Source organism: Janthinobacterium sp. HH104 (assembly GCF_001758715.1).
In the GTDB taxonomy this organism is placed as follows: Bacteria; Pseudomonadota; Gammaproteobacteria; order Burkholderiales; family Burkholderiaceae_D; genus Janthinobacterium; species Janthinobacterium aestuarii.
Genome location: NZ_LRIB01000025.1, coordinates 1 through 20502 on the forward strand (window position 1 = coordinate 1; position 20502 = coordinate 20502).

Annotated in this window: 16 protein-coding genes, 1 tRNA gene and 2 pseudogenes; 11 read left to right on the forward strand and 8 right to left on the reverse strand. The window is 63.2% G+C overall.

The genetic code is table 11. The features are described 5' to 3' along the window. From JAB6_RS09050 to JAB6_RS09070, 5 genes and pseudogenes are all read left to right on the forward strand, one after another. Nucleotides 1-1010, forward strand: a pseudogene (locus JAB6_RS09050) (DNA polymerase III subunit gamma/tau); the annotation flags it as partial. Between the two features lie 32 nt (nucleotides 1011-1042). After that, nucleotides 1043-1369, forward strand: a complete 327-nt coding sequence (locus JAB6_RS09055; protein ID WP_034759121.1) for a YbaB/EbfC family nucleoid-associated protein — start codon at nucleotides 1043-1045, stop codon at nucleotides 1367-1369. Nucleotides 1370-1416: 47 nt separating this feature from the next. Then, entirely contained in the window at nucleotides 1417-2007 is a 591-nt protein-coding gene (gene recR / locus JAB6_RS09060; RefSeq protein ID WP_070302426.1) for a recombination mediator RecR, read from the forward strand. Nucleotides 2008-2014: 7 nt separating this feature from the next. Further along, entirely contained in the window at nucleotides 2015-3235 is a 1221-nt protein-coding gene (locus tag JAB6_RS09065; protein WP_070302427.1) for a CaiB/BaiF CoA-transferase family protein, read from the forward strand. Nucleotides 3236-3373: 138 nt separating this feature from the next. Then, entirely contained in the window at nucleotides 3374-4507 is a 1134-nt protein-coding gene (locus tag JAB6_RS09070) for an esterase-like activity of phytase family protein (protein ID WP_070302428.1), read from the forward strand. On the opposite strand, the gene JAB6_RS09075 is transcribed toward JAB6_RS09070, so the two are convergent. The 4 genes from JAB6_RS09075 to JAB6_RS09090 form a co-directional block, all read right to left on the reverse strand. Further along, nucleotides 4476-6635 (reverse strand): bifunctional diguanylate cyclase/phosphodiesterase, encoded by a 2160-nt coding sequence (locus JAB6_RS09075; protein ID WP_034759108.1) that lies wholly within the window; start codon nucleotides 6633-6635, stop codon nucleotides 4476-4478. The genes JAB6_RS09070 and JAB6_RS09075 overlap by 32 nt on opposite strands. A gap of 1 nt (nucleotide 6636) precedes the next feature. Then, a complete protein-coding gene (locus JAB6_RS09080) occupies nucleotides 6637-9495 on the reverse strand; it encodes a response regulator (protein WP_070302430.1) in 2859 nt (952 codons plus the stop codon). A 305-nt stretch (nucleotides 9496-9800) separates the two neighbouring features. Next, the gene (locus JAB6_RS09085; RefSeq protein WP_010396213.1) at nucleotides 9801-10001 is read right to left on the reverse strand and encodes a YbdD/YjiX family protein; all 201 of its coding nucleotides are present in this window, start codon (nucleotides 9999-10001) and stop codon (nucleotides 9801-9803) included. Continuing rightward, the gene (locus JAB6_RS09090) at nucleotides 10001-12061 is read right to left on the reverse strand and encodes a carbon starvation CstA family protein (protein WP_070302432.1); all 2061 of its coding nucleotides are present in this window, start codon (nucleotides 12059-12061) and stop codon (nucleotides 10001-10003) included. The genes JAB6_RS09085 and JAB6_RS09090 overlap by 1 nt, the downstream gene beginning before the upstream one ends. Before the next feature lie 246 nt (nucleotides 12062-12307). Here JAB6_RS09090 and JAB6_RS09095 point away from each other — a divergent pair, with 246 nt between their 5' ends. From JAB6_RS09095 to JAB6_RS09120, 6 genes are all read left to right on the forward strand, one after another. Beyond that, on the forward strand, nucleotides 12308-13681 hold the full coding sequence (locus JAB6_RS09095) for a cache domain-containing protein (RefSeq protein ID WP_070302434.1): 1374 nt from the start codon (nucleotides 12308-12310) through the stop codon (nucleotides 13679-13681). Between the two features lie 6 nt (nucleotides 13682-13687). Next, entirely contained in the window at nucleotides 13688-14317 is a 630-nt protein-coding gene (locus JAB6_RS09100; protein WP_070302435.1) for a response regulator transcription factor, read from the forward strand. A gap of 264 nt (nucleotides 14318-14581) precedes the next feature. Then, nucleotides 14582-15706, forward strand: a complete 1125-nt coding sequence (locus tag JAB6_RS09105) for an EAL and HDOD domain-containing protein (protein WP_368072919.1) — start codon at nucleotides 14582-14584, stop codon at nucleotides 15704-15706. Between the two features lies 1 nt (nucleotide 15707). Continuing rightward, nucleotides 15708-17753 carry a bifunctional diguanylate cyclase/phosphodiesterase gene (locus JAB6_RS09110; protein ID WP_070302439.1) on the forward strand — a complete coding sequence of 682 codons (2046 nt, stop codon included), beginning with the start codon at nucleotides 15708-15710 and terminating at the stop codon, nucleotides 17751-17753. Nucleotides 17754-17837: 84 nt separating this feature from the next. Further along, a tRNA-Ser gene (locus JAB6_RS09115) sits at nucleotides 17838-17927 on the forward strand. 194 nt (nucleotides 17928-18121) lie between these two features. Next, on the forward strand, nucleotides 18122-19303 hold the full coding sequence (locus JAB6_RS09120; protein WP_070302440.1) for an integrase arm-type DNA-binding domain-containing protein: 1182 nt from the start codon (nucleotides 18122-18124) through the stop codon (nucleotides 19301-19303). A 143-nt stretch (nucleotides 19304-19446) separates the two neighbouring features. Here the strand turns inward: JAB6_RS09120 and JAB6_RS29265 are convergent, their stop codons facing one another. From JAB6_RS29265 to JAB6_RS29275, 4 genes and pseudogenes are all read right to left on the reverse strand, one after another. Further along, a complete protein-coding gene (locus tag JAB6_RS29265) occupies nucleotides 19447-19614 on the reverse strand; it encodes a hypothetical protein (RefSeq protein WP_175444518.1) in 168 nt (55 codons plus the stop codon). 201 nt (nucleotides 19615-19815) lie between these two features. After that, nucleotides 19816-20019, reverse strand: a complete 204-nt coding sequence (locus tag JAB6_RS09125) for a hypothetical protein (RefSeq protein WP_070302442.1) — start codon at nucleotides 20017-20019, stop codon at nucleotides 19816-19818. Nucleotides 20020-20045: 26 nt separating this feature from the next. Continuing rightward, nucleotides 20046-20207, reverse strand: coding sequence for a hypothetical protein (locus JAB6_RS29270; RefSeq protein ID WP_175444519.1), 162 nt, complete (start codon nucleotides 20205-20207; stop codon nucleotides 20046-20048). Next, nucleotides 20204-20502, reverse strand: a pseudogene (locus tag JAB6_RS29275) (hypothetical protein); the annotation flags it as partial. The gene JAB6_RS29270 and the pseudogene JAB6_RS29275, both read right to left, overlap by 4 nt.

A 20502-nucleotide genomic window follows, 5' to 3' on the forward strand; every position in this document is an offset into this window, starting at 1 on the left:
GCGAAGCGCCGCCGCCACTGGCAGCTGTAGCCGCCCCGGCGCCAGCACCAGCAGCGCCGCCACCTGCCGCTCCGGCTGCGGCCGCCCCGGCAGCTTCGGGCGCCCCGATCAGTTCCGCCCGTGCCGCCATCAATGCGGCGCTGGAAGCGGCCCGTGCCGCCTCGAAAGGCCGTCCGGGCAGCGCGCCATCGGCGCCATCGTCGGCGCCCAAGTCGGCTGCCCCCGCACCGGCAGCGGAACCTGTCGCCGCGGCGCCAGCCCCGGCCGCACCGGTCCAGGCAGCACCGCCACCACCCGCCGCCGCGAAAGCGCCTGCGCCGTGGGACGATGCGCCACCGGTCGCCGTGATGGAAGCGCCAGTGGCCGCTACGGCACCCGTGCAGCAGGCGCGTCCTGCCGCGCCGCCGCCACAGCAGGCACCCGCCGACGACGACTTGCCGCCGTGGGTCACCGAATTTTCCGACGACAGCGCCTCGGCTGCCGTGTCGGCACCGGCTGCGCAAAGCAGCGAACAGCCGGCCGTCGTCATGCCGCAGCGCGCCGCCAAGCAAGCTGCACCGAGCGGGCCGTATGTGATCACGCCCGTGCCGGGCCTGGACTGGGACGGCAACTGGCCGGCCGTCGCCGCCGTGCTGCCCCTGCGCGGCATAGCCCAGCAGCTGGCCGTGCAGGCCGAGCTGATCGAATGCCTGCACGACGGCCACAGCACCACGTTCCGCCTGCGCGTACCGATCGACACGTGGCGCAGTCCGGCCAACGTGGAAAAACTGGCGGCCGTGCTCAGCGAGCGTTTCGGCCGCAAGGTCAATGTCGACACGGAACTGGGCGCCGTCTGGTACACGGCCAGCGCGGAAGCGCAGGCCCACCGCGAGGCGTGCCAGCTGCAAGCGGAAGCAACCATCGCCAGCGATCCCTTCGTGCTCGACATGAGGCGTGCATTCGACGCTTTTGTTGTGCCGGGAACGATTACCCCTGCACCGGCCGGCTCCGCCGCGCCGACCCTGCATTAATTATTAACAATTGAATTGAACGGAGCATTCTCATGATGAAAAATCAACTGGCTGGCCTGATGAAGCAGGCGCAAGCAATGCAAGACAACATGAAAAAGGCCCAGGAACAACTGGCACTGGTGGAAGTGGAAGGCCAGTCCGGCGCCGGCCTGGTGAAAATCGTCATGACGTGCAAGAACGACGTCAAGCGCGTCTCCATCGACCCGTCGCTGCTGGCCGACGACAAGGACATGCTGGAAGACCTGGTCGCTGCCGCCTTCAACGACGCCGTGCGCAAGGCGGAAGCGACGTCGGCGGAAAAAATGGCAGGCTTGACTGGCGGCATGAACTTGCCAGCCGGCTTCAAAATGCCATTCTGATGCACTACCGCATGCGCTCGATCTATGGCACGGGGCAAGGTTGATCCATGTCCAAGTCGCTTGAATTCTTGACCGAGGCGCTGCGGCGCCTGCCCGGCGTCGGCCCCAAGTCGGCGCAGCGGATGGCGTTTCATTTGTTGCAGCACGATAGGGAAGGCGCGGCCATGCTGTCGCGCGCCCTGTTCCAGGCCGTCGATGCCGTACATCACTGCGGCCTGTGCAACACCTTTACCGAACATGAAGTGTGCGAGACCTGTCTCGACGAAGACCGCGACAAGCGCTTGCTGTGCGTGGTGGAAACGCCCGCCGACCAGCTGATGATCGAGCAGACGCTGACCTACAAGGGCCTGTATTTCGTCCTCATGGGACGGCTCTCTCCGCTGGACGGCATCGGCCCGAAAGACATCCACCTTGAAAAATTATTGAACCGCGCCAACGATGGCGTGGTCGGCGAAGTGGTGCTGGCCACCAACTTCACGAATGAAGGCGAAGCGACGGCCCACTACATCAGCGAAATGCTGAAGGCGCGGGGCTTGCGCGTGAGCCGCCTGGCCCGCGGCGTGCCCGTGGGCGGCGAACTGGAATACGTCGACGCGGGCACGATTGCCCGCGCGATGCTCGACCGCAGGGCAACCTGATTACAACATGACAGAATCCTCCGCGACCACTGGTCCATTGCAAGGCATTAAAGTGCTGGAACTGGGCACCCTGATCGCGGGGCCGTTCTGTGCCCGCATGCTGGCTGAATTCGGCGCCGACGTGATCAAGATCGAGTCGCCCGATGGCGGCGACCCCATCCGTACCTGGCGCGTACTGAAGGATGGCACCTCGCTGTGGTGGTCGGTGCAGGCGCGCAACAAGAAAAGCGTCACCCTGAACCTGAAGTCGCCGGAAGGCCGCGCCATCGCGCGCCAGTTGGCCCTGGAAGCGGACATCATCATCGAGAACTACCGCCCCGGCGTGCTGGAAAAGTGGGATCTCGGCTACGAACAGCTCAAGCAGATTAAACCGTCCCTCATCATGGTGCGCCTGTCCGGCTTTGGCCAGACGGGGCCGATGAAGGACTTGCCCGGTTTCGGCGCCATTGGCGAATCGATGGGCGGCTTGCGCTATGTGTCCGGCTTTGCCGACCGCCCGCCCGTGCGCGTCGGCGTATCGATCGGCGACTCCGTGGCGGCCTTGCACGGCGTGATCGGCGCCATGATGGCCTTGCGCCACCGCGACGTGACCGGTGGTGCGGCCGCTGGCGAAGGGCAGATGGTCGACGTGGCCCTGTACGAATCCGTGTTCAACCTGATGGAATCCCTGGTACCCGAATACGACCAGGCGGGCGTGGTGCGCGAGCGCACGGGCGGCTCGCTGCCCGGCATCGTGCCCTCGAATACCTACACGACGGGCGATGGCGAAAATATCGTGATTGCCGGCAATGGCGACGCCATCTTCAAGCGCTTGATGCTGGCCATGGGCCGCATCGACATGGCGGGCGACCCGCAACTGGCGCGCAACGATGGCCGGGTCGCGCGCACGCAGGAAATCGACGACGCCATCGGCGCCTGGTGCGCCACGCACACGATAGACAGCGCGCTGGCCGTGCTCAAGGCGGCGGATGTGCCGGCCGGCAAAATCTACTCCGTGCGCGACATGATGAGCGACCCGCAGTTTCTCGCTCGCGAGATGTTCGAGCAGCACCAGTTTGCCGACGGCACGCCCGTTAAATTGCCCGCCATCAGCCCGAAACTGTCGGCCACGCCGGGCAAGACCCAGTGGCTGGGGCCGACCCTGGGCCAGCACAACGACGAGGTGCTGGCGTCGCTCGGCTACGATGCGGCGGCCATTGCGCGGCTGAAGGCCGATGGGGTGGTGTAGTGGAATGATGTCGGGAAGGTAGGTCGGATTAGCGGCGGCACGCCGCGTAATCCGACGCCACCACCGGTCAAGTTAACAATGTTGTCGGCTTACGCGCTTCGCGCTAAGCCGACCTACGCAACTCATCTGATATCTATCATGCATCGTTTTTTTTACCGTGCGCTTGTCCTGGCGTCTTCCGCCATTCTCCTCTCCGCCTGCGCCAGCTTCCCGCATGACGCGCCGATTACGGGCCTGCGCCTGATCGGCGAGCAGCGCATCGCGCTCAGGCAGGCGTTCGAGGGCACCACGGTGGGCGGCTTGTCCGGCATCGATTACGATGCGGCCAACAAGAGCTGGGTGATGGAAAGCGATGACCGCTCGGAAATCAATCCGGCCCGCTTCTACCGCGCTGCGCTCCACTACGACAGCAAGGCATTTACGGGCGTGACCTTGAACAGCGTGCATTTCTTCACGCAGCCCGACGGCAGCCGCTATCCGAACCTGGCGCATGCCAAGCTGGAGCAGGGCGACCAGGTGGCCGATATCGAAACCATCCGCGTCGATCCGCAGGATGGCAGTCTGTGGTACGGCAGCGAAGGCAACCGCAAGGTGGGCCTGCATCCGTTCGTGCGTCATGCCGACAGCGGCGGCCGTTACCTGGCCACCTTGCCGACACCGGCGATGTTCAATGTCTCGAAGGAAGAAATCGGCTCGCGCAACAACATGACATTTGAAGCGCTGTCGTTTGCCAGCGATGGCAAGAGCCTGTGGCTGGGCATGGAAGCGGCCCTGTACCAGGATGGCCCGCTGGCCACGCCCGACAACGGCTCCATCGTGCGCATCACGCGCCTGGACCGTGCCGGCAAGGTCCTGGGCCAGTATGCGTATCCGGTCGAGCCGGTGGCGTCGCGGCCCGGGCCCGGACGCGAGGCGGACAATGGCGTGTCGGAAATTCTCGCCGTGAACGATCACCAGGTGCTGGTGGTGGAGCGGGCCGGCGTGGCCAACGCGGACGGCGTCTATACGAACCACGTGCGCATCTACGAAATGGAAACGCAGGGCGCCACCGATGTGCAGGCGCTGCCGGCCTTGGTGGGCGCGTCCTATGTGCCGGCGCGCAAGCGTTTGCTGCTGGACCTGGAAAAGATCGGCCTGGCACGGGTCGACAATATCGAAGGCATCAGCTGGGGGCCGCGCCTGGAAAACGGCCGCCGCAGTCTGGTTTTGATTTCCGACGACAATTTTAATCCGCTGCAAGTCACGCAAATCCTTGCCTTCGAAGTGCTCTAGTTTCCACGCTGGCCAGCTGCTTCGTCTGCCTGGCCAGCATGGCCGTGATCGTGTCGTGCGGCGACGGGTGGCCCAGGAAATAGCCTTGCACCATGTCGCAGCCGTATTCTTCCAGCATCACCAGCTGCTCATCCGTTTCCACGCCCTCGGCCACCACCACCATCTTCAAGCCATGCGCCATGGCGATGATGGCGCGCGTGATGGCCGCGTTTTCCGCATCCTGTGGCAAGCCGGCGATAAAGCTCTTGTCGATCTTCAAGGCCCGCACGTCGAAGCGTTTCAGGTAATTCATTGACGAATAGCCTGTGCCGAAGTCGTCGATCGACAGGTACACGCCGATGCCGCGCAATTGCTCCAGGGTCACCATGGTGGCGCGCGCATCGTCCATCAACGTCCCTTCCGTCAATTCCAGTTCCAGCAGGCGCGCATCGAGGCCCGTGTCGGCCAGGGCCGAGAGCACGATCTGCATCAGGTTTTCATCTTTGAATTGCTTGGCCGACAGGTTGACGGCCATGCGGATGGCGCGCCCGCTAGCGTTTTGCCACGCCTTGGCCTGGTTGCAGGCCGTGCGCAGCACCCATTCGCCGATGGGCACGATCAGCCCCGTCTCTTCGGCCAGCGGGATGAATTCCGTGGGCGAAATGATGCCCCGTTCCGGATGGCGCCACCGGACCAGCGCTTCCACGCCGACGATCTGCGTGCTGGGCACGTCGATCTGCGGCTGGTACAGCAAATACAGTTCGTTGTTCTGCAAGGCTTTGCGCAGACCCACTTCCATCTTGACGTGGCTCATGATTTCCATCGTCAGCGAAGAGCTGTACAGCTTGGCATTGTTCTTGCCGCAATTCTTCGCGTGGTACATGGCCGTGTCCGCATATTTGAGCAGCGAGTTGCAATCCTCGCCGTCTTCCGGATACAGCGAGATGCCGATGCTGGCCGTGACGAAAATCTCGTGCGCCTCGATCATGAACGGGCGGCGCATGGCTTCCTTCACCCGGTGCGCCACGTTCAGCGCGTCTTCCACCCGTTCCAGGTCCGGTATCAAAATCGTGAATTCATCGCCGCCCAGGCGCGCCAGGTTGCTGCCGCCAAAGACGCCATCGAGCTCGTATTCGGCGCGCAGCACCAGGTCGCTGGGGCGGATGGTTTCGCGCAGGCGCTCGGACACCACCTTGAGCAAATGGTCGCCCACGTCGTGGCCCAGGGTGTCGTTGATGCGCTTGAAGGCATCGAGGTCCATGAACAGCACGGCGAATTTCTTGTCGTGCTCTTTCGAGCGCACCAGTTCGCGTTCCAGGGTTTCCAGGAATGCCTGCCGGTTGGGGATGCCCGTCAGGCTGTCGCAATAGGCGAGGCGGCGGATCTGTTCTTCCGTGCGCTTGCGCTCGCTGATGTCGCGCACCAGGCCCAGCACTTCATCGGCCCCCGTCGCCACCAGGCGCGCTTCGAAATGGCGCGTGCTGTCTTCGTGCGTGAGCGTGTAGTCGACCGAGCCGATGTGCTGCGTGGCCAGCACGGCGTGCGCTTGGTCGAGCAGGCGCGCGGCGATTTCGGGCGGCAGCACGTCGCGGATATGGCTGCCCACGCAGTCGGTGATGGAAAAGCCGGCGCTGGCGTCGTGCCCCTGTTCGTAGTCGAGATAAAAACCTTCGCTGTTGAGGCGAAAGAAGGTGTCCGGGATGGCGGCCAGCACGGCGCGGTTGTGCGCGTCGGCGATGCGCAGGCGGGCGATGGCGTCGCTGGCGCGCAGCACGTACAGCACGCGGTGACCGAGGATGGGCCAGTTGATGGGCTTGGAAATGAAGTCCGTCGCTCCCACCTCGTAGGCGCGCGTGACGGCTTCCAGCTCGTCGCCGCCCGTGACCATGATGATGGGCACCGTGCCGCCCACTTCCTGGTGGCGGATTTCGCGGCACACGGCAAAGCCGTCCATGGCCGGCATGTCGACGTCGAGCATGACGAGGTCCGGCCCGCTGTGCTTGTAGCTGGCCAGCGCCTGCACGCCATCTTCGGCCTCGATCACGTCCAGGCCCACCTGCGTGAGCATCTGTCGCATCAGCAAGCGCATCACGGGATCGTCGTCGGCCACCAGCACCAGGCCGCGGGGAGGAGAGAGGGGCGCTGTCATGTCAGTGTTCCTTCACGAGGATGGCGTTCAGCGATTCGCGTACGGTCAGGAAGGCTTGCTGCATCTGCTGCAGCAGGGCAGCCGCGCCCTCGGTGCCGCCGGCGCGGCCCAGTTTTTCCATTTCCTTGCACAGCTGCGCCAGGCTGTCGGCACCCACGTTGGCGCTGCCCGACTTGAGGCTGTGCGCCACCTTGCGCAGCGCTTCCGCATCGGCGCCGGCAATCGCCGCGCGCATGGCGCTCAACTGGCGCGGGGTCTCGCTGGTAAAGGCGAGGATGACCCGCTCGAGCAGCGCATCGCCATCCGAGCCGGACAGGGCGCGGATGTTTTCCAGCGCCTGCCGGTTCAGCGGCTGGGCCGATGTCGGGGCGGCGGATAGCGGCGTTAGCGCGGGCGGGGCCTCTACAGGCGCTTGTAGCTCCGGCGCTTCGCTGTGGTGCACGGTGGCCGCGCGCGGCAGGGTGATCCAGCGGGCGATGGTGTGGCCCAGGTCCTGTTGCGTGAACGGTTTGCTCAGGTAATCGTCCATGCCGGCCGCCAGGCACGCTTCGCGGTCGCCCTGCAGCGCATTGGCCGTGATGGCGACGATGGGCAGCGCGCGCGCGTGGCCACACTGCTGTTCGTGGCGGCGGATTTCCGCCGTGGCGGCAAAGCCATCCATTACGGGCATCTGGCAATCCATCAGGATCAAATCGAAATCCTCGGCCTGCGCCGCCTGCAAGGCCTGTTCGCCGTTGCGCGCGCAGACCACGTCCAGGCCCAGGCTGTCGAGCATGGCCAGCGCCACTTCCACGTTGACGGGATTGTCCTCGGCCAGCAGTACGCGGCGGCGCTGGCGCCGGCCCACTTGCCGCGCCGCATGCGGCGGATGGATGCGCATGCCCTCGCTGGCGCGCGGCGGCGTGACGATGCAGTCGAACAGGTCGCATTCGCGGGCCGGCTTGATCAGCTGGAAGGCCACGCCCGCCTCGCGCCGCTGCACCGGGTCGGCCGCCGCCTGTTCGGTACTCAGCAGCAGTAATTTGAGGTCGGCCAGCAGCGGGTCACTCTTGATGGTGGCGGCCAGGGCCAGGCCGCTGGTGCGCGGCAATTCCATGTCGAGCAGCGCCACGCCATACGGCGTGCCCGCCTGCGCGGCCGCGTGCAGCTTGGCCAGGCAGTCGCTGGCTGTGCCGGCGCTGTCGCTGACGATGTGCCAGCTGGCCAGTTGCCGCTCCAGCACGGCGCGCGTGGCCGGTGTGTGGTCGACGATCAAGGCGCGTAATCCTCGCGTGGTTTTCAGGTTGAAGGACGGGTCGTCGCTGTCGACTCGCCGCTTATCGAAATTTACTTCGAACCAGAAGATCGATCCTTGCGTTAAAGCATTATCAACGCCGATAGTGCCGCCCATCAGTTCCACCAGCTGTTTCGAAATCGTCAATCCCAGGCCCGTGCCGCCGTGCTTGCGCGTGGTCGAGCCGTCCGCCTGCGAGAACGATTCGAAGATGCGCGTCTGCGCCTCGCTCGATACGCCGATGCCAGTGTCGTGCACCTCGAAGCGCAAGCCCACGCTGGGCGCGTCTTCGCTGCAGACGGTCACTTTCACGGTGACCTTGCCCGTTTCCGTAAACTTGATGGCGTTGCCCAGCAGATTGACGATGATCTGGCGCAAACGGTTCGGGTCGCCGCAGATGGCGATGGGAATGTCAAACGCGATGTTGAATTCCAGGCTGATGTTTTTCGCTTGCGCCTGCGGCGCGAACACGTGTTCTATGTCGTCGAGCAATTCGCGGAAATTGAAGCGGATGTATTCCACGCTCAGCTTGCCCGCCTCGATCTTGGAAAAGTCGAGGATGTCGTTGATGATCACCAGCAAATTCTGCCCCGAGCGCTGCACCATGCTCGTGTAGTGGCGCTGCTGCGGGCTCAAAGGGCTGGCCAGCAGCAGCTCCGTCATGCCCAGCACGCCATTCATCGGCGTGCGGATTTCATGGCTCATGGTGGCAAGAAACGCGCTTTTCGCCTGGCTGGCGGCCTCGGCCGCGTCCTTGGCCTTTTCCAGCTGCGCCGTGCGCACGCCCACCTGGCGCTCGAGCTGGTCGCGGTAGTTGGCCAGGGTGCTGTCGCGGCTGTCGATCTGCGCCAGCATGTCGTTGAAACTGTCGATCAGCACGCCCAGCTCGTCGCTGCGCTGGTGCGCGATGCGGTGGCTGTAGGTCTGGCTGCTCGACACTTTTTGCGCCGTGTCGATCAGCTTGGTGATGGGTTCGGCGATCACGCTTTTGAAACGCCGCGCGAGGAACACGGCGATCAGGAAGGACAGCACGGTGGCGCCGCCGATGGCGCCCACGTGGCGGCCGATGTCGCGCCACATGTGGTTCAGGTCGGCCTCGATCAGCACGGCGCCGATCAGCTGTTGCGGCTGGCCTGGCCGGTAGACGGGACGGTACAGACGCATGGCGGGCGCCAGGGTCGTGCCCGTGCCTTGCGTGACGGGCTGCACGGCCATGTCGGCCAGCAGGGCCGGGTCCAGGTCCTCCGGCGTGGCCAGGCCATCGGCATGCTGCGGCGCGCGGTACAGGGCGAACAGGCGCCCGTTCCGGTCGAAAAGGGCCGCCTGGGCGACCTCGTCGCGCGCGGCCAGCGCGGCCAGCACCTGTTCCGCCTGCGGCTGCGCCGATTTGCCTGCCAGCAAGGGCGCCGCGCTGGCCGCACCGATCACGCCCGCCAGCGACAGCAGCTGCTTGCCTTCATCGTCCTTGTGGCTGAGCACGGACGTCAGCGCAAACGCCACGAACACCAGCAGCAGCGCGCAGCCCGACGACAGTACCGAAATCATGGTCAGCTTCTGGCTGATGCTGGAGCGTTGGAAATTGAACATGGTTGCGGCGCTTCTCCGGTCGGCCTGTTGACTGTTTTTTAATTTCCTATTGGAAAAATATAGACGCGAAGACACACCACGATATTGATGTGGGTCTAAGGAAGGAGAGGGGAGGGAAACTTATACGAGATGAAACAAATAGGGCGGTCTCGCAAGACCGCCCTCAAATTATTGCTGAGCTACAACACCTGATCCAGCCGTAGCGAGCGGAAGGGAGAGGTGGCCGAGAAGCGCAACCGTACTAAAGTACGGTGAGCATCGCAGGCCACCTATACCGACGCGCAGTAGGCTGGGGCAGGTGTCCGCTAACAACAACCACCACGCTTACCGGCGCCGCCGTAGCGGGCTTCCTGCCGTTCGCGGAAGAACTCTTCATACGTCATCATCGGCTCGCCGGGATGGGTGACTTCCCGGTGGGCCACATAGGTGTCGTACTCGGGCAAGCCGCACATGAGCCGCATGCTTTGCCCCAGATACCGTCCAGCCTTGATGATTTCGTCGATCATCATTGCACCGTGGGCAAGGCCTGGAACGGCGTTTCCTTGGTGCTCGGCTTGCTGTCGGCGCGCGCCTTCATGATGGTGCGGATGCCGAAGAACAGCACGCTGACGACGACGACCACGAAGAAGGCGGCAAGGCCCGCGTCCAGGTAATCGTTGAAGATGATCTGCTGCATCTGCGCCACGGACTTGGCCGGCGCCAGCAGGGTGCCTTCATCGAGTGCCGCCGAGTATTTCTTGGCATGCGCGAGGAAGCCGACGCGCGGGTTGGCGTCGAAAATCTTTTGCCAGCCCGCCGTCAATGTGCACAGCAGCAGCCAGATGGTCGGCGTGATGGTGACCCACGCATACTGGCCACGTTTCATCTTGAACAACACGCAGGTGCCGAGGATCAGCGCAATCGCGGCCAGCATCTGGTTGGCGATGCCGAACAGCGGCCACAGGGTGTTGATGCCACCCAATGGATCGACCACGCCCTGGTACAGGAAGTAACCCCAGGCCGCCACGCACAGGCCCGTGGCCAGCAGGTTGGCGATGACGTTTTCCGTCTGTTTCAAGGCTGGCACGAAGCTGCCCAGCAAGTCTTGCAGCATGAAGCGGCCGGCACGCGTGCCCGCATCGACGGCCGTCAGGATGAACAGCGCTTCGAACAGGATGGCGAAGTGGTACCAGAAGGCCATCATGGCTTTGCCGCCGATGGCACCCGAGAGAATCTGGGCCATGCCGACGGCCAAGGTCGGGGCGCCGCCGGCGCGCGAGATGATGCTGTGCTCGCCAACGTCCTTGGCCGTTTGCGTCAGCATTTCCGGCGTCACATAAAAGCCCCACTGCGAGATCGCCTGTGCGGCGGACTCAGCCGTGGTGCCGATCAGGGCGGCCGGGCTGTTCATGGCGAAATAGATGCCTGGCTCGATGGTCGAGGCGGCCACCAGGGCCATGATGGCGACGAACGATTCCATCAGCATGGCGCCATAGCCGATGAAGCGGGCATGGCTTTCGTTTTCAATCATCTTCGGCGTGGTGCCCGAGGAAATCAGGGCGTGGAAGCCGGAGACGGCGCCGCAGGCAATCGTAATGAACAGGAAGGGGAACAGATTGCCCGACCAGACGGGGCCGGAGCCATCGATGAACTTGGTCATGGCCGGCATTTTCAGGTAAGGCGCGACGACGATGATGCCGATGGCCAGGCCCAGGATCGTGCCGATCTTCAGGAAAGTGGACAGGTAGTCGCGCGGCGCCAGCAGCAGCCACACGGGCAGGACCGAGGCGATGAAGCCGTAGCCGATCAGCATCCACGTCAGTTCCGTGCCGGTAAACGTGAACATCGGGCCCAATACCGCGTGTTCCTGCACGTACTGGCCGCCGATGATGGCCAGCATCAGCAAGACGAAGCCGATGATGGAGATTTCGCCGATGCGGCCCACGCGGATGAAGCGCGAATACACGCCCATGAACAGGGCGATGGGGATCGTCGCCATCACGGTGAAGCTGCCCCATGGGGAGCCAGTCAGCGCCTTGACGACGATCAATGCCAGCACGGCCAGGATGATGACCATGATCATGAAGCAGCCGAGCAAGGCAATCATGCCGGGAATTTCGCCCAGTTCAGCCTTGATCAGGTCGCCCAGCGAGCGGCCGTCGCGGCGCATGGAAATGAACAGCACGATGAAATCCTGCACGGCACCGGCGAACACGACGCCAGCCAAAATCCACAGCATGCCGGGCAGATAGCCCATCTGTGCGGCCAGCACGGGGCCGACGAGGGGACCGGCGCCGGCAATCGCCGCGAAATGGTGGCCGAACAGCACATATTTGTTTGTTGGCACGTGGTCGAGGCCATCGTTGTGCTTGAAGGCCGGCGTCATGCGACGCGAGTCCAGGCCCAGCACCTTGTCGGCGATGAACAGGCTGTAGAAACGGTAGGCGATCAGATAGACGCAGACGGCGGCGATGACGATCCAGATCGCGCTGATCGATTCGCCGCGTTGCAGGGCGACGACGCCCAGGGACCCGGCGCCTGCCAGCGCAAGCGCTGCCCAGCCGAGCTGTTTGAAAATGCGGTTCATGCTTCCTCCAGAGATGTGACGGGCGCTGTGCCGTGCGATGATGTGTGCTGCCGAGCCTGGTCGTCGCCAGTTTGGGTGTGAATTCGTGGTATCTGCAGCTTATGGCGAGTATTCAGGAATCGTATAATTGCCGCAAGCGCAGCACTACGCAGTAACGCTCAGTATTACTACGCAGGGCGATCGCCGCGCCGCGACGTAAAATCACGCATTCCTACCAGCATCGACGCCGCCCGAGCGCGCAAGGCCATGAAACTCAGACAGAAAGTCATCTTCCTGGCCATTACGCCGCTCATCCTCGCCCTGTGCGCCATCGCGTTTGCCGTGCGACACCAGGCGATTACCCTGGCCGAGCAGCAGCGCGCCACCATTCAGCAAGCGTATCTCGCCAGCAAGGAAGCCGAGCTCAAGCATTACGTGACCCTGGCCAGCCATTCCATTGCCTCGCTGTACCAGTCGGGGCGCAAGGATGACGCCACGCAAGAGGAGGCCAAGCGCATCCTGTCGGCCCTCAGCTATGGCGACGATGGCTATTTCTTCATCTATGATCTGCAGGGCAAGTCGCTGATGCATCCGCGCCAGCCCGAACTGGTGGGGCAGAACCTGTGGCAATTGCGCGACGCCGAAGGCAATCTGACCATCCAGCGCCTGATGCAGCGGGCCAAGAGCGGCGGCGGTTTCGAGCGCTACAACTGGATCAAGCCGTCGACGAACAAGTCCGCGCCCAAGCTCGGCTATGTGATCCTGATGCCGGAATGGGGCTGGATGATGGGTACCGGCATTTATATGGATGACGTGGACCAGGCGCTGGCCAAGGTCGATGCCCAGCAGTCGCGCAATATCCGCTCGACCATGGAGCTGATTGCCGCCATCGCCATCCTCGGTTCCCTGCTGGTGGCCGCCTGCGGCCTCGTGCTGAACTTGCGCGAACTGCGCGTGGCCGACGCCAAGCTGAAAGTGCTGGCGCAGCGCGTGGTGGAATCGCAGGAAGAAGAGCGGGCGCGGCTGTCGCGCGACTTGCATGACGGCATCAGCCAGTGGCTCGTCTCCATCAAGCTGCAGATCGAGGCGGGCATCGCGCGCCTGGGCGGCAATGCGGAACAGAAAGACAAGGCGCCCGCCACGTTCGAGCGGGCGGCCGACCAGCTAAACAAGGTGCTGGGCGAGGTGCGGCGCATTTCGCACAACCTGCGCCCGGCCATTCTGGATGACCTGGGTCTGGCCGCCGCGCTCGACCACCTCGTGCATGAATTCAACGACAGCAGCAGCGCGCAAGCCAGTTTCACGGCCAGCTCCGCGGCGGCGGGCGAGGGCTTGCCCGATATGGTCAATACCGTGCTGTTCCGCATCGCCCAGGAAGCGCTGACCAATTGCGAGCGCCATGCCCACGCCCGCGGCGTGGAAGTGAGCCTGCACGAGTCGGGCAAGGCCGTGGAGTTGCGCATCCGGGATAATGGCGGCGGCTTCGATTTCGACGGCATCGCCTTGCACCCGCAGCGCGGCATCGGCCTGCGCAACATGACGGAACGCATGGAAGCCATCGGCGGCAGCCTGCACATCACCTCGTCCCTGGCCGGCACCGTGGTGCTGGCGCGGCTCGAGCTTTCCTCCACATTAAAATAGAGAACCATGACCGAGAAGATCAACATCCTGCTGGTGGACGACCACCCCCTCGTGCGCGACGGCCTGCGCGCGCGCCTGGAAGCGGTCGCGCATTTCGACGTCGTGGCCGAGGCGGGCGGCGCCGACGAAGCGTTGAGCCAGGCGCGCACGCACCAGGTGGACCTCGTGCTGATGGATATCAATATGCGCGGCACGAACGGCATTGAAGCGACGGCCCTGTTCAAGCAGGCGTTTCCGCAGATTGCCGTGCTGATCCTGTCCATGCACGACAAGCTCGAATATGTATCGCAAGCCATCGCCGCCGGGGCGCGCGGTTATGTCCTTAAAGATGCTCCTGGGAAAGATATTGTGTTTGCCATCGAGACGGTGATGTCTGGCGGTATTTATTACAGCGCGGCGCTGGCGCGGCAACTGTCCCGGCCGCAAGTCCACGATTCCTTCCTCACCACGCGCGAGCAGCAGGTGCTGCAGCACATCGCGGCGGGCCAGTCGAACAAGCAGATCGCCCGCGCACTCGACCTGAGCGTGCGCACGGTGGAGACGCACCGGCTGAACATCAAGCGCAAGCTCGGCATCGAAGGGCAGGCCGAATTGATCAAATACGCGGTCGAGCACGCGCATGGCGGCAGCGCCTGAGCAAGCGTGCGCGGCGCCGTGTTTTTGGCTAAGCCGCATGGCAGGCGGGTCTCGCGGGGGAATGTTCTTTTTGAACATCTATTGCCAAAATTAAACTGTTTCGTGGGTGAGATTCAGATAGAATGATTCTCGCTGTCGAGGGCATCTCTGTCGGGCCAGGGTTGCCAATGCTGGTCAGTTTATTTACTATGGCGCCCTACCCACACTGAGATACCGATGTCAGCGTCTGAATCAAACCTGTTTCCGTTGGTGGGATTACAAGCAGTGGCCAATGCTCATAACGAGTGGGTCGCTGTCACCGTGCATGTACCGCAGGCCTCGACGGCGCCGCTGCTGGCGGCGCTGGCCGCTGCCGATGCGTATGTCTTCCTGGCGCCGCTCGACTGCATCATTCCCCTGGCCGACCCGCATGGCGTGGACGAGGCCGTGCTGGCGCAACTGGTGCCGCAACGCACCATCTTCCGTTTGCCGGCCCAGCTTGCCGGCGACAAGCAACTCCAGAAAAAATGCCGGCAATGGCGCGATGCCGGCTACCGCATCCTGCTCGATGGCGCCGACGCCAATCCCGTGGTGGCGGCGCAAGTCGACGCGCGCGCGCTGAGCTTTGACGCGGCAGGCGCACACCCGGCCCTGCATCAGCTGCTGCCCTTGCCGGGGCCGCACCTGGCCTACAACATCGCCGATGGGGGGCAGATTGCCGCGTTGCAAGAACTCGGCGTCAGCTGGTTTGCCGGCGATTACGCCTTGCAGCATGCGCGCCAGCAAGGCGAGCCGGAAGACGCCACGTCGCGGCGCCGGCTGATGTCGCTGCTGGGCCTGCTGGCCCGCGATGCCGACGCGCACGAGCTGGAAGTGCCGCTCAAGCAAGATCCGGCCCTCAGCTATCATTTATTGAAACTGGTCAATTCAGCCGCCTTCGGTTTCACGGCGCCGATTACCAGCTTCAGCCAGGCCATCACCCTGCTGGGCCGGCGCCAGCTGCAGCGCTGGCTGCAACTGCTGCTGTATGCGCGGCAACAGGACGATGGCAAGATCCACGCACTGCTGCCGCTGGCGGCCGTGCGCGCGGCGCAGATGGAAGCGCTGTGCCAGTTGCGCGGCGGCGACCGCGACGCGCAAGACCTAGCCTTCATGGCAGGCGTATTTTCGCTGCTTGACGTCCTGCTGGGCATGCCGATGCAAGAGATCATCGCCACCCTGAACCTGGCGCCCGAAGTCAGCGCCGCCTTGCTGGAACGCAATGGCGAGCTGGGCACCTTGCTGGCGCTGGTCGAAAGCGCCACGCCGCCGCCCGAGGGCTTGCGCCGCGCCGGCATCGATGGAGAAACCTATTGGCGCAGCCTGCTGCAGGCCTACCAATGGGCCATCCAGGTCAGCCGGAACCTCTAGCATGGCCCTGTTTCCGGTGTCGGATTTCCTCGGTGACAGCGCCGCCCTGTGCGACGCCGTCGTGCGTTTGCGCGGCCCCGCGCTGGTCGCTGAGCTGGGCCGTATCGCCAGCACGGTGATGGCCAGCCCGCATGGCCAGTTCCTGCCCGCGGCCGGCATGGATGCCGCCGCGCCGGCCGCATCGTTTCCCCGCGATACGCCCGCTTTGCTGCAGGAAGTCAGTTTCGACGGCCACTGTTTCGGTCATTACAGCGTGGCCGGCCGCCCGCTGTATAACGACGCCGACCGCCGCCACCTGGCCAGCCTGGCATCGTTGACGGCCGGCGTCCTGCAAGTGCATTCGCTGGCGCAACGCTCGACCCATGCCTACGCGCAAGTCGAAGCCTTGCTGGCGCAGCAGACGCAAATCCTCGACCAGTTGCACGAATCCGTGCTGACGATGGACTTGACGGGCTACATCACCAGCTGGAACAAGGGCGCCGAGCGCCTGTTCGGCTACACCTCGGTGGAAGCCGTGGGGCGCAACATTTTGTTCCTGTACGACGACGAAGACACGGGTTTCCACGATGCCTTCCTGGAGCAGGGAGGGCGCCTGATGGAGGTGCGCCGCCGAAAGAAGTCGGGCGAGGTCTTCTGGGCCAGCTTGTCCCTGTCGCCGCTGCAAGACCTGGACGACAAGCCGATCGGACTCATCGCCTACCTGACGGACATCACGGAACGCAAGCTGGCCGAAGAGCGGCTGCACCACCTCGCGTATTACGATCCGCTGACCAGCCTGCCCAACCGCACCTTGCTGGCCAAGCTGGTCGACCAGGCCCTGAGTGTGGCGCAGCGCAGCAAGATGCTCGGCTGCGTGCTGTTCATCGACCTGAACCGTTTTAAGCTGATCAACGACACCCTGGGCCGGCGCATCGGCGACGAACTGCTGCGCCAGGTCTCCCTGCGTTTCCGCCAGGTATTGCGCGACCAGGACCTGGTGGCGCGCCTGGGCGGCGACGAGTTCGCCGTCGGCCTGTTCGACATCGGCCAGCATTTCGAAGCGAGCATGGTGGCGCAAAAGCTGCTGGCCTCGCTGGTGGAGCCGTTCCTCATCGAAGGCCACGACCTGCGCGTGGGTGCCAGCATCGGCATCAGCGTCTATCCGCAAGACGCGCAGGACGCGGAAACCCTGCTGCGCCTGGCCGACATCGCCATGTACCGCGCCAAGCAGGACAGCGGCGGCGAAGCGGAAAGCGTGGCGTTCTACAGCCAGGACATGAACCTGGGCATGCAGGCGCGCATGCGCCTGGAAACAGGCTTGCGCCAGGCCCTGTCGGAACAGCAACTGCTGCTGCACTACCAGCCTAAGTACGCCCTGGGCAGCGGCCGCATCATCGGCGCCGAAGCGCTGGTGCGCTGGCACCACCCGCAGCACGGCATGATCCCGCCCGCCGAGTTTATTCCTTTGGCCGAATCGACTGGCCTGGTGGTGCAAGTGGGCGAATGGGTACTGGAAGCGGCCTGCGCCCAGGCGCAAGCGTGGAAACTGGCCGGCCTGCCGCCGATCCGCCTGGCCGTCAACGTCTCCGCCCGCGAATTCACGGCAGCGCTGCCCGCCAGAGTGGCGGCGACCCTGGCCCGCTACGGCCTGGAAGCGGCCTGGCTGGAACTGGAAATCACGGAAAGCACCCTGATGCACAACATCGAGAGAGTCATCGGCATCATGGACCGCATCACGGCGCTGGGCGTGGCCCTGTCCCTGGACGACTTCGGTACCGGCTACTCAAGCCTGTCCTATCTAAAACGCTTCCCCATCGATACGTTAAAGATCGACCGTTCCTTCACCACCGGCATCCCCACCGACGCCAGCGACTGCGCCATCGCCAGCACCATCATCAGCATCGCCCAGCAACTGCACCATAAAGTGATCGCCGAAGGCGTGGAAACGGCCGAGCAACTGGCCTTCCTGAAGAGCTCAGGCTGCGACGAAGTGCAGGGCTATCTGTTCTCGCGGCCATTGCCAGCGGTGGAGTTCGAGAAGGCGCTGCGGGAAAACTGGGGCGTGTAAGGCAAGCGTGCCCGCTCTTTCCTGTCGGGCAAACGGTGCTAGCCATTGGTAAGCCACGGACCTTTATGTATAATGCTGCCATCTGGAAGCGTGGCCGAGTGGTTGAAGGCACTAGTCTTGAAAACTAGCGACGGGTTACACTGTTCGTGAGTTCGAATCTCACCGCTTCCGCCAAGTACATAAAAAATTCGTGAGTATACTCAACCTATATTCCACCGAATTTCATTGAAAATCAACGACTTAGCTTGATTTTCAGCCTTCCGAATCGCAGATTCGGTGGTATCCAAAAACGCTCTCGCAGAATGATGCGTAGGCTAAATTGTAGGTATGATGCGGTTTTTCTCAAAACCGTACCTACAGGATATCGCATGGCCATCAATACCCTTACCGACGCAGACTGCCGGCGCGCAACGCCGAATGACGGCAAGCTGCGCAAGCTCTTCGATGGCCACGGCCTGATGCTGGCAGTCCTGCCAAGCGGAAACAAGGTTTGGCGCATGGCCTATCGCAACGACCAGGGCAAGCAACAAACTGCCGTCATCGGCCCGTATCCCCTGATCGGTCTCAAGGAAGCGCGCGAGCGCCGGGACGTTTTGCGGCTGAAACTGATCGACGGGGAAGACCTCAAGCCCAAGCGCAAGACAAGCAGCCCATCAATTGCGCTTGATGCCGCCATCGATACCTACTGGGCCGGGCGCACGGACATTAGCGCCGGCTACAAGGCAAATGCACTGCGCGCGCTGGCCATGTACGTCTCGCCGACGCTGGGCGCGAAAACGGTTCGTGAAATTACCAAGGAAGACTTGATGGCCGCGCTGCGCCCGATGGATGCCGCCGGCCTTTCCGTGTACGTCCGGCGCGTGCGCATGTGGGTGGGACAGGTTCTTGACTGGGCCATCCAGCACGGCCACTGCGAAGAGAACCCTGCATCGAACATCAATTCGAAGGTCGCCTTTTCCCGCAAGCCGCGCGAAGGGTTCGCCGCCCTGGCGTTGGCCGAGGTGCATCCGTTCATGGAGCGCCTGGACCTGGAAGATGAAATTCAATCTGTGCTGGCCTGCAAGCTGCTGGCGTTGACGTGGACGCGCACGGACGAGCTGCGGCGCATGACCTGGGCGGAAGTGGAGGGCGATGTCTGGAGGATACCGGGCAAGCGCATGAAGAAGGGCCGCGAGCACCTTGTGCCGCTGTCTTCCCAGGCGCTGGAACTGCTGGCTGAAATGAAGCTGCGTTCGCGGGGCAGCATCTACGTTTTCCCGAATGACCGGGGCGGCAGCCGCCCCATGAGTGAAAACGCGATTCTCTACCTCATTCACCGTATCGGCTTCAAAGGCAAGATGACGGGCCACGGCTGGCGCAAGGTCGGTTCCACCTGGGCCAACGAGCACGAATACAACTCGGATCATGTCGAGGTGCAGCTTGCGCACAAGGACGGCGGCGTGCGAGGAGTCTACAATTCGGCGGAATACCTGAAGCAGCGCCGCGTGATGCTTCAGGCCTTCGCTGACTGGCTGTTAAAGCAGCCTGATTCCAGCGGCTTGGAGCGTTGAAAGGCGCCATCCCAGGGTGCGCTGGGTTATGGAAACGTCCGCTGGCGGCAGCTTGTTTTCCTTGACCCATCTGCGCAGCGTCTCCGAAGTGACGCCCAGCATTTTGTATAAGTCCTGGCGGTAAATAATTCGGTCTTCGTTCATTATTTGATTCCTTTCGTGGTGGGGTTTTTCTTGCGCTGGGATGCTTCTGTATGGCCGGCTTTGCATTGCACCGCCAAGGCGAACGCTTCGGCCTCGGTGTGGTGCGGTACTTCGACGCCAGGCTTGCGGTAGTCGCGCAGCCGGCAGAATTCTTTGTATTGGTGCATTCGATTGCTTTGAGATTCAGTTGATTGGCGAGATTGGCCGTATATGCACTATTACCCAGCGCCTGGCCTCATGCTGCGCTGCCAACTTTTGTGAGCGCAGTATATGCGCCGCCGCACGGTCCGCCCGCACCTGGCTCATTGAGCGTGGTACTCGGGCCACAGGCGGAAACATGTCAGTTGTTGCAGTGTCGATAGCTGATTTCATGCAACCACCGCCAGCACCATGACCTCAAATTTCTTGCCCTTTTCGGCAAGCGCTTTCACTACTTTTTTCAGTTCCGGGGAGCCGGGAAAAAACAGCTTTGCGCCAACTACGGTCCACGCTGTTTTAACCTGGCCGAGTTTGCCAAACTCGCAAAAATAGCGACCCGTGATTTTGACCACTACGGCGGTTTCTTTTTCCATTACGGCATCCTCATTTCTCTGATCGATCATCGCGCGCCCCGCACACAGGTAACGCAACGGCCGTACTGCCCCAGCTGGCGCGCGGTGCTGGCCTTGCCGCAGGCGCAGCGCTTGCGCACCAGCGAGTACACGGGTGCGGCCTGGTTGGCCAAGTGGTGGCGCTCGGTTTGGGCTGGGTTAGCGATCATGCGGCCACCTTATTGGTGGCGTTGAAGTTCAGCAGATCCATTTTTGCTTTAGCTAAGCTGCTGGCGAAAACTGGAATCTCCGGCGCCGCCGCAGCCAGCGCGCCCATAACGTCCACGCGGCGCTGCAAAGCAAACAGTTTTTGTGGTGCTTTGCTCGGGCCCTGTGCTGCAACGGTCTGAATTGCCCGGATCGGCACTGCGCAGAACATGCCCGGCCACTGGTGGTCCAGCTCCACCCAAGCATGCAGCTCCCCATTGCCCACGTCGCGGCGCAGGTCGTTGACGGTGCCGGCCT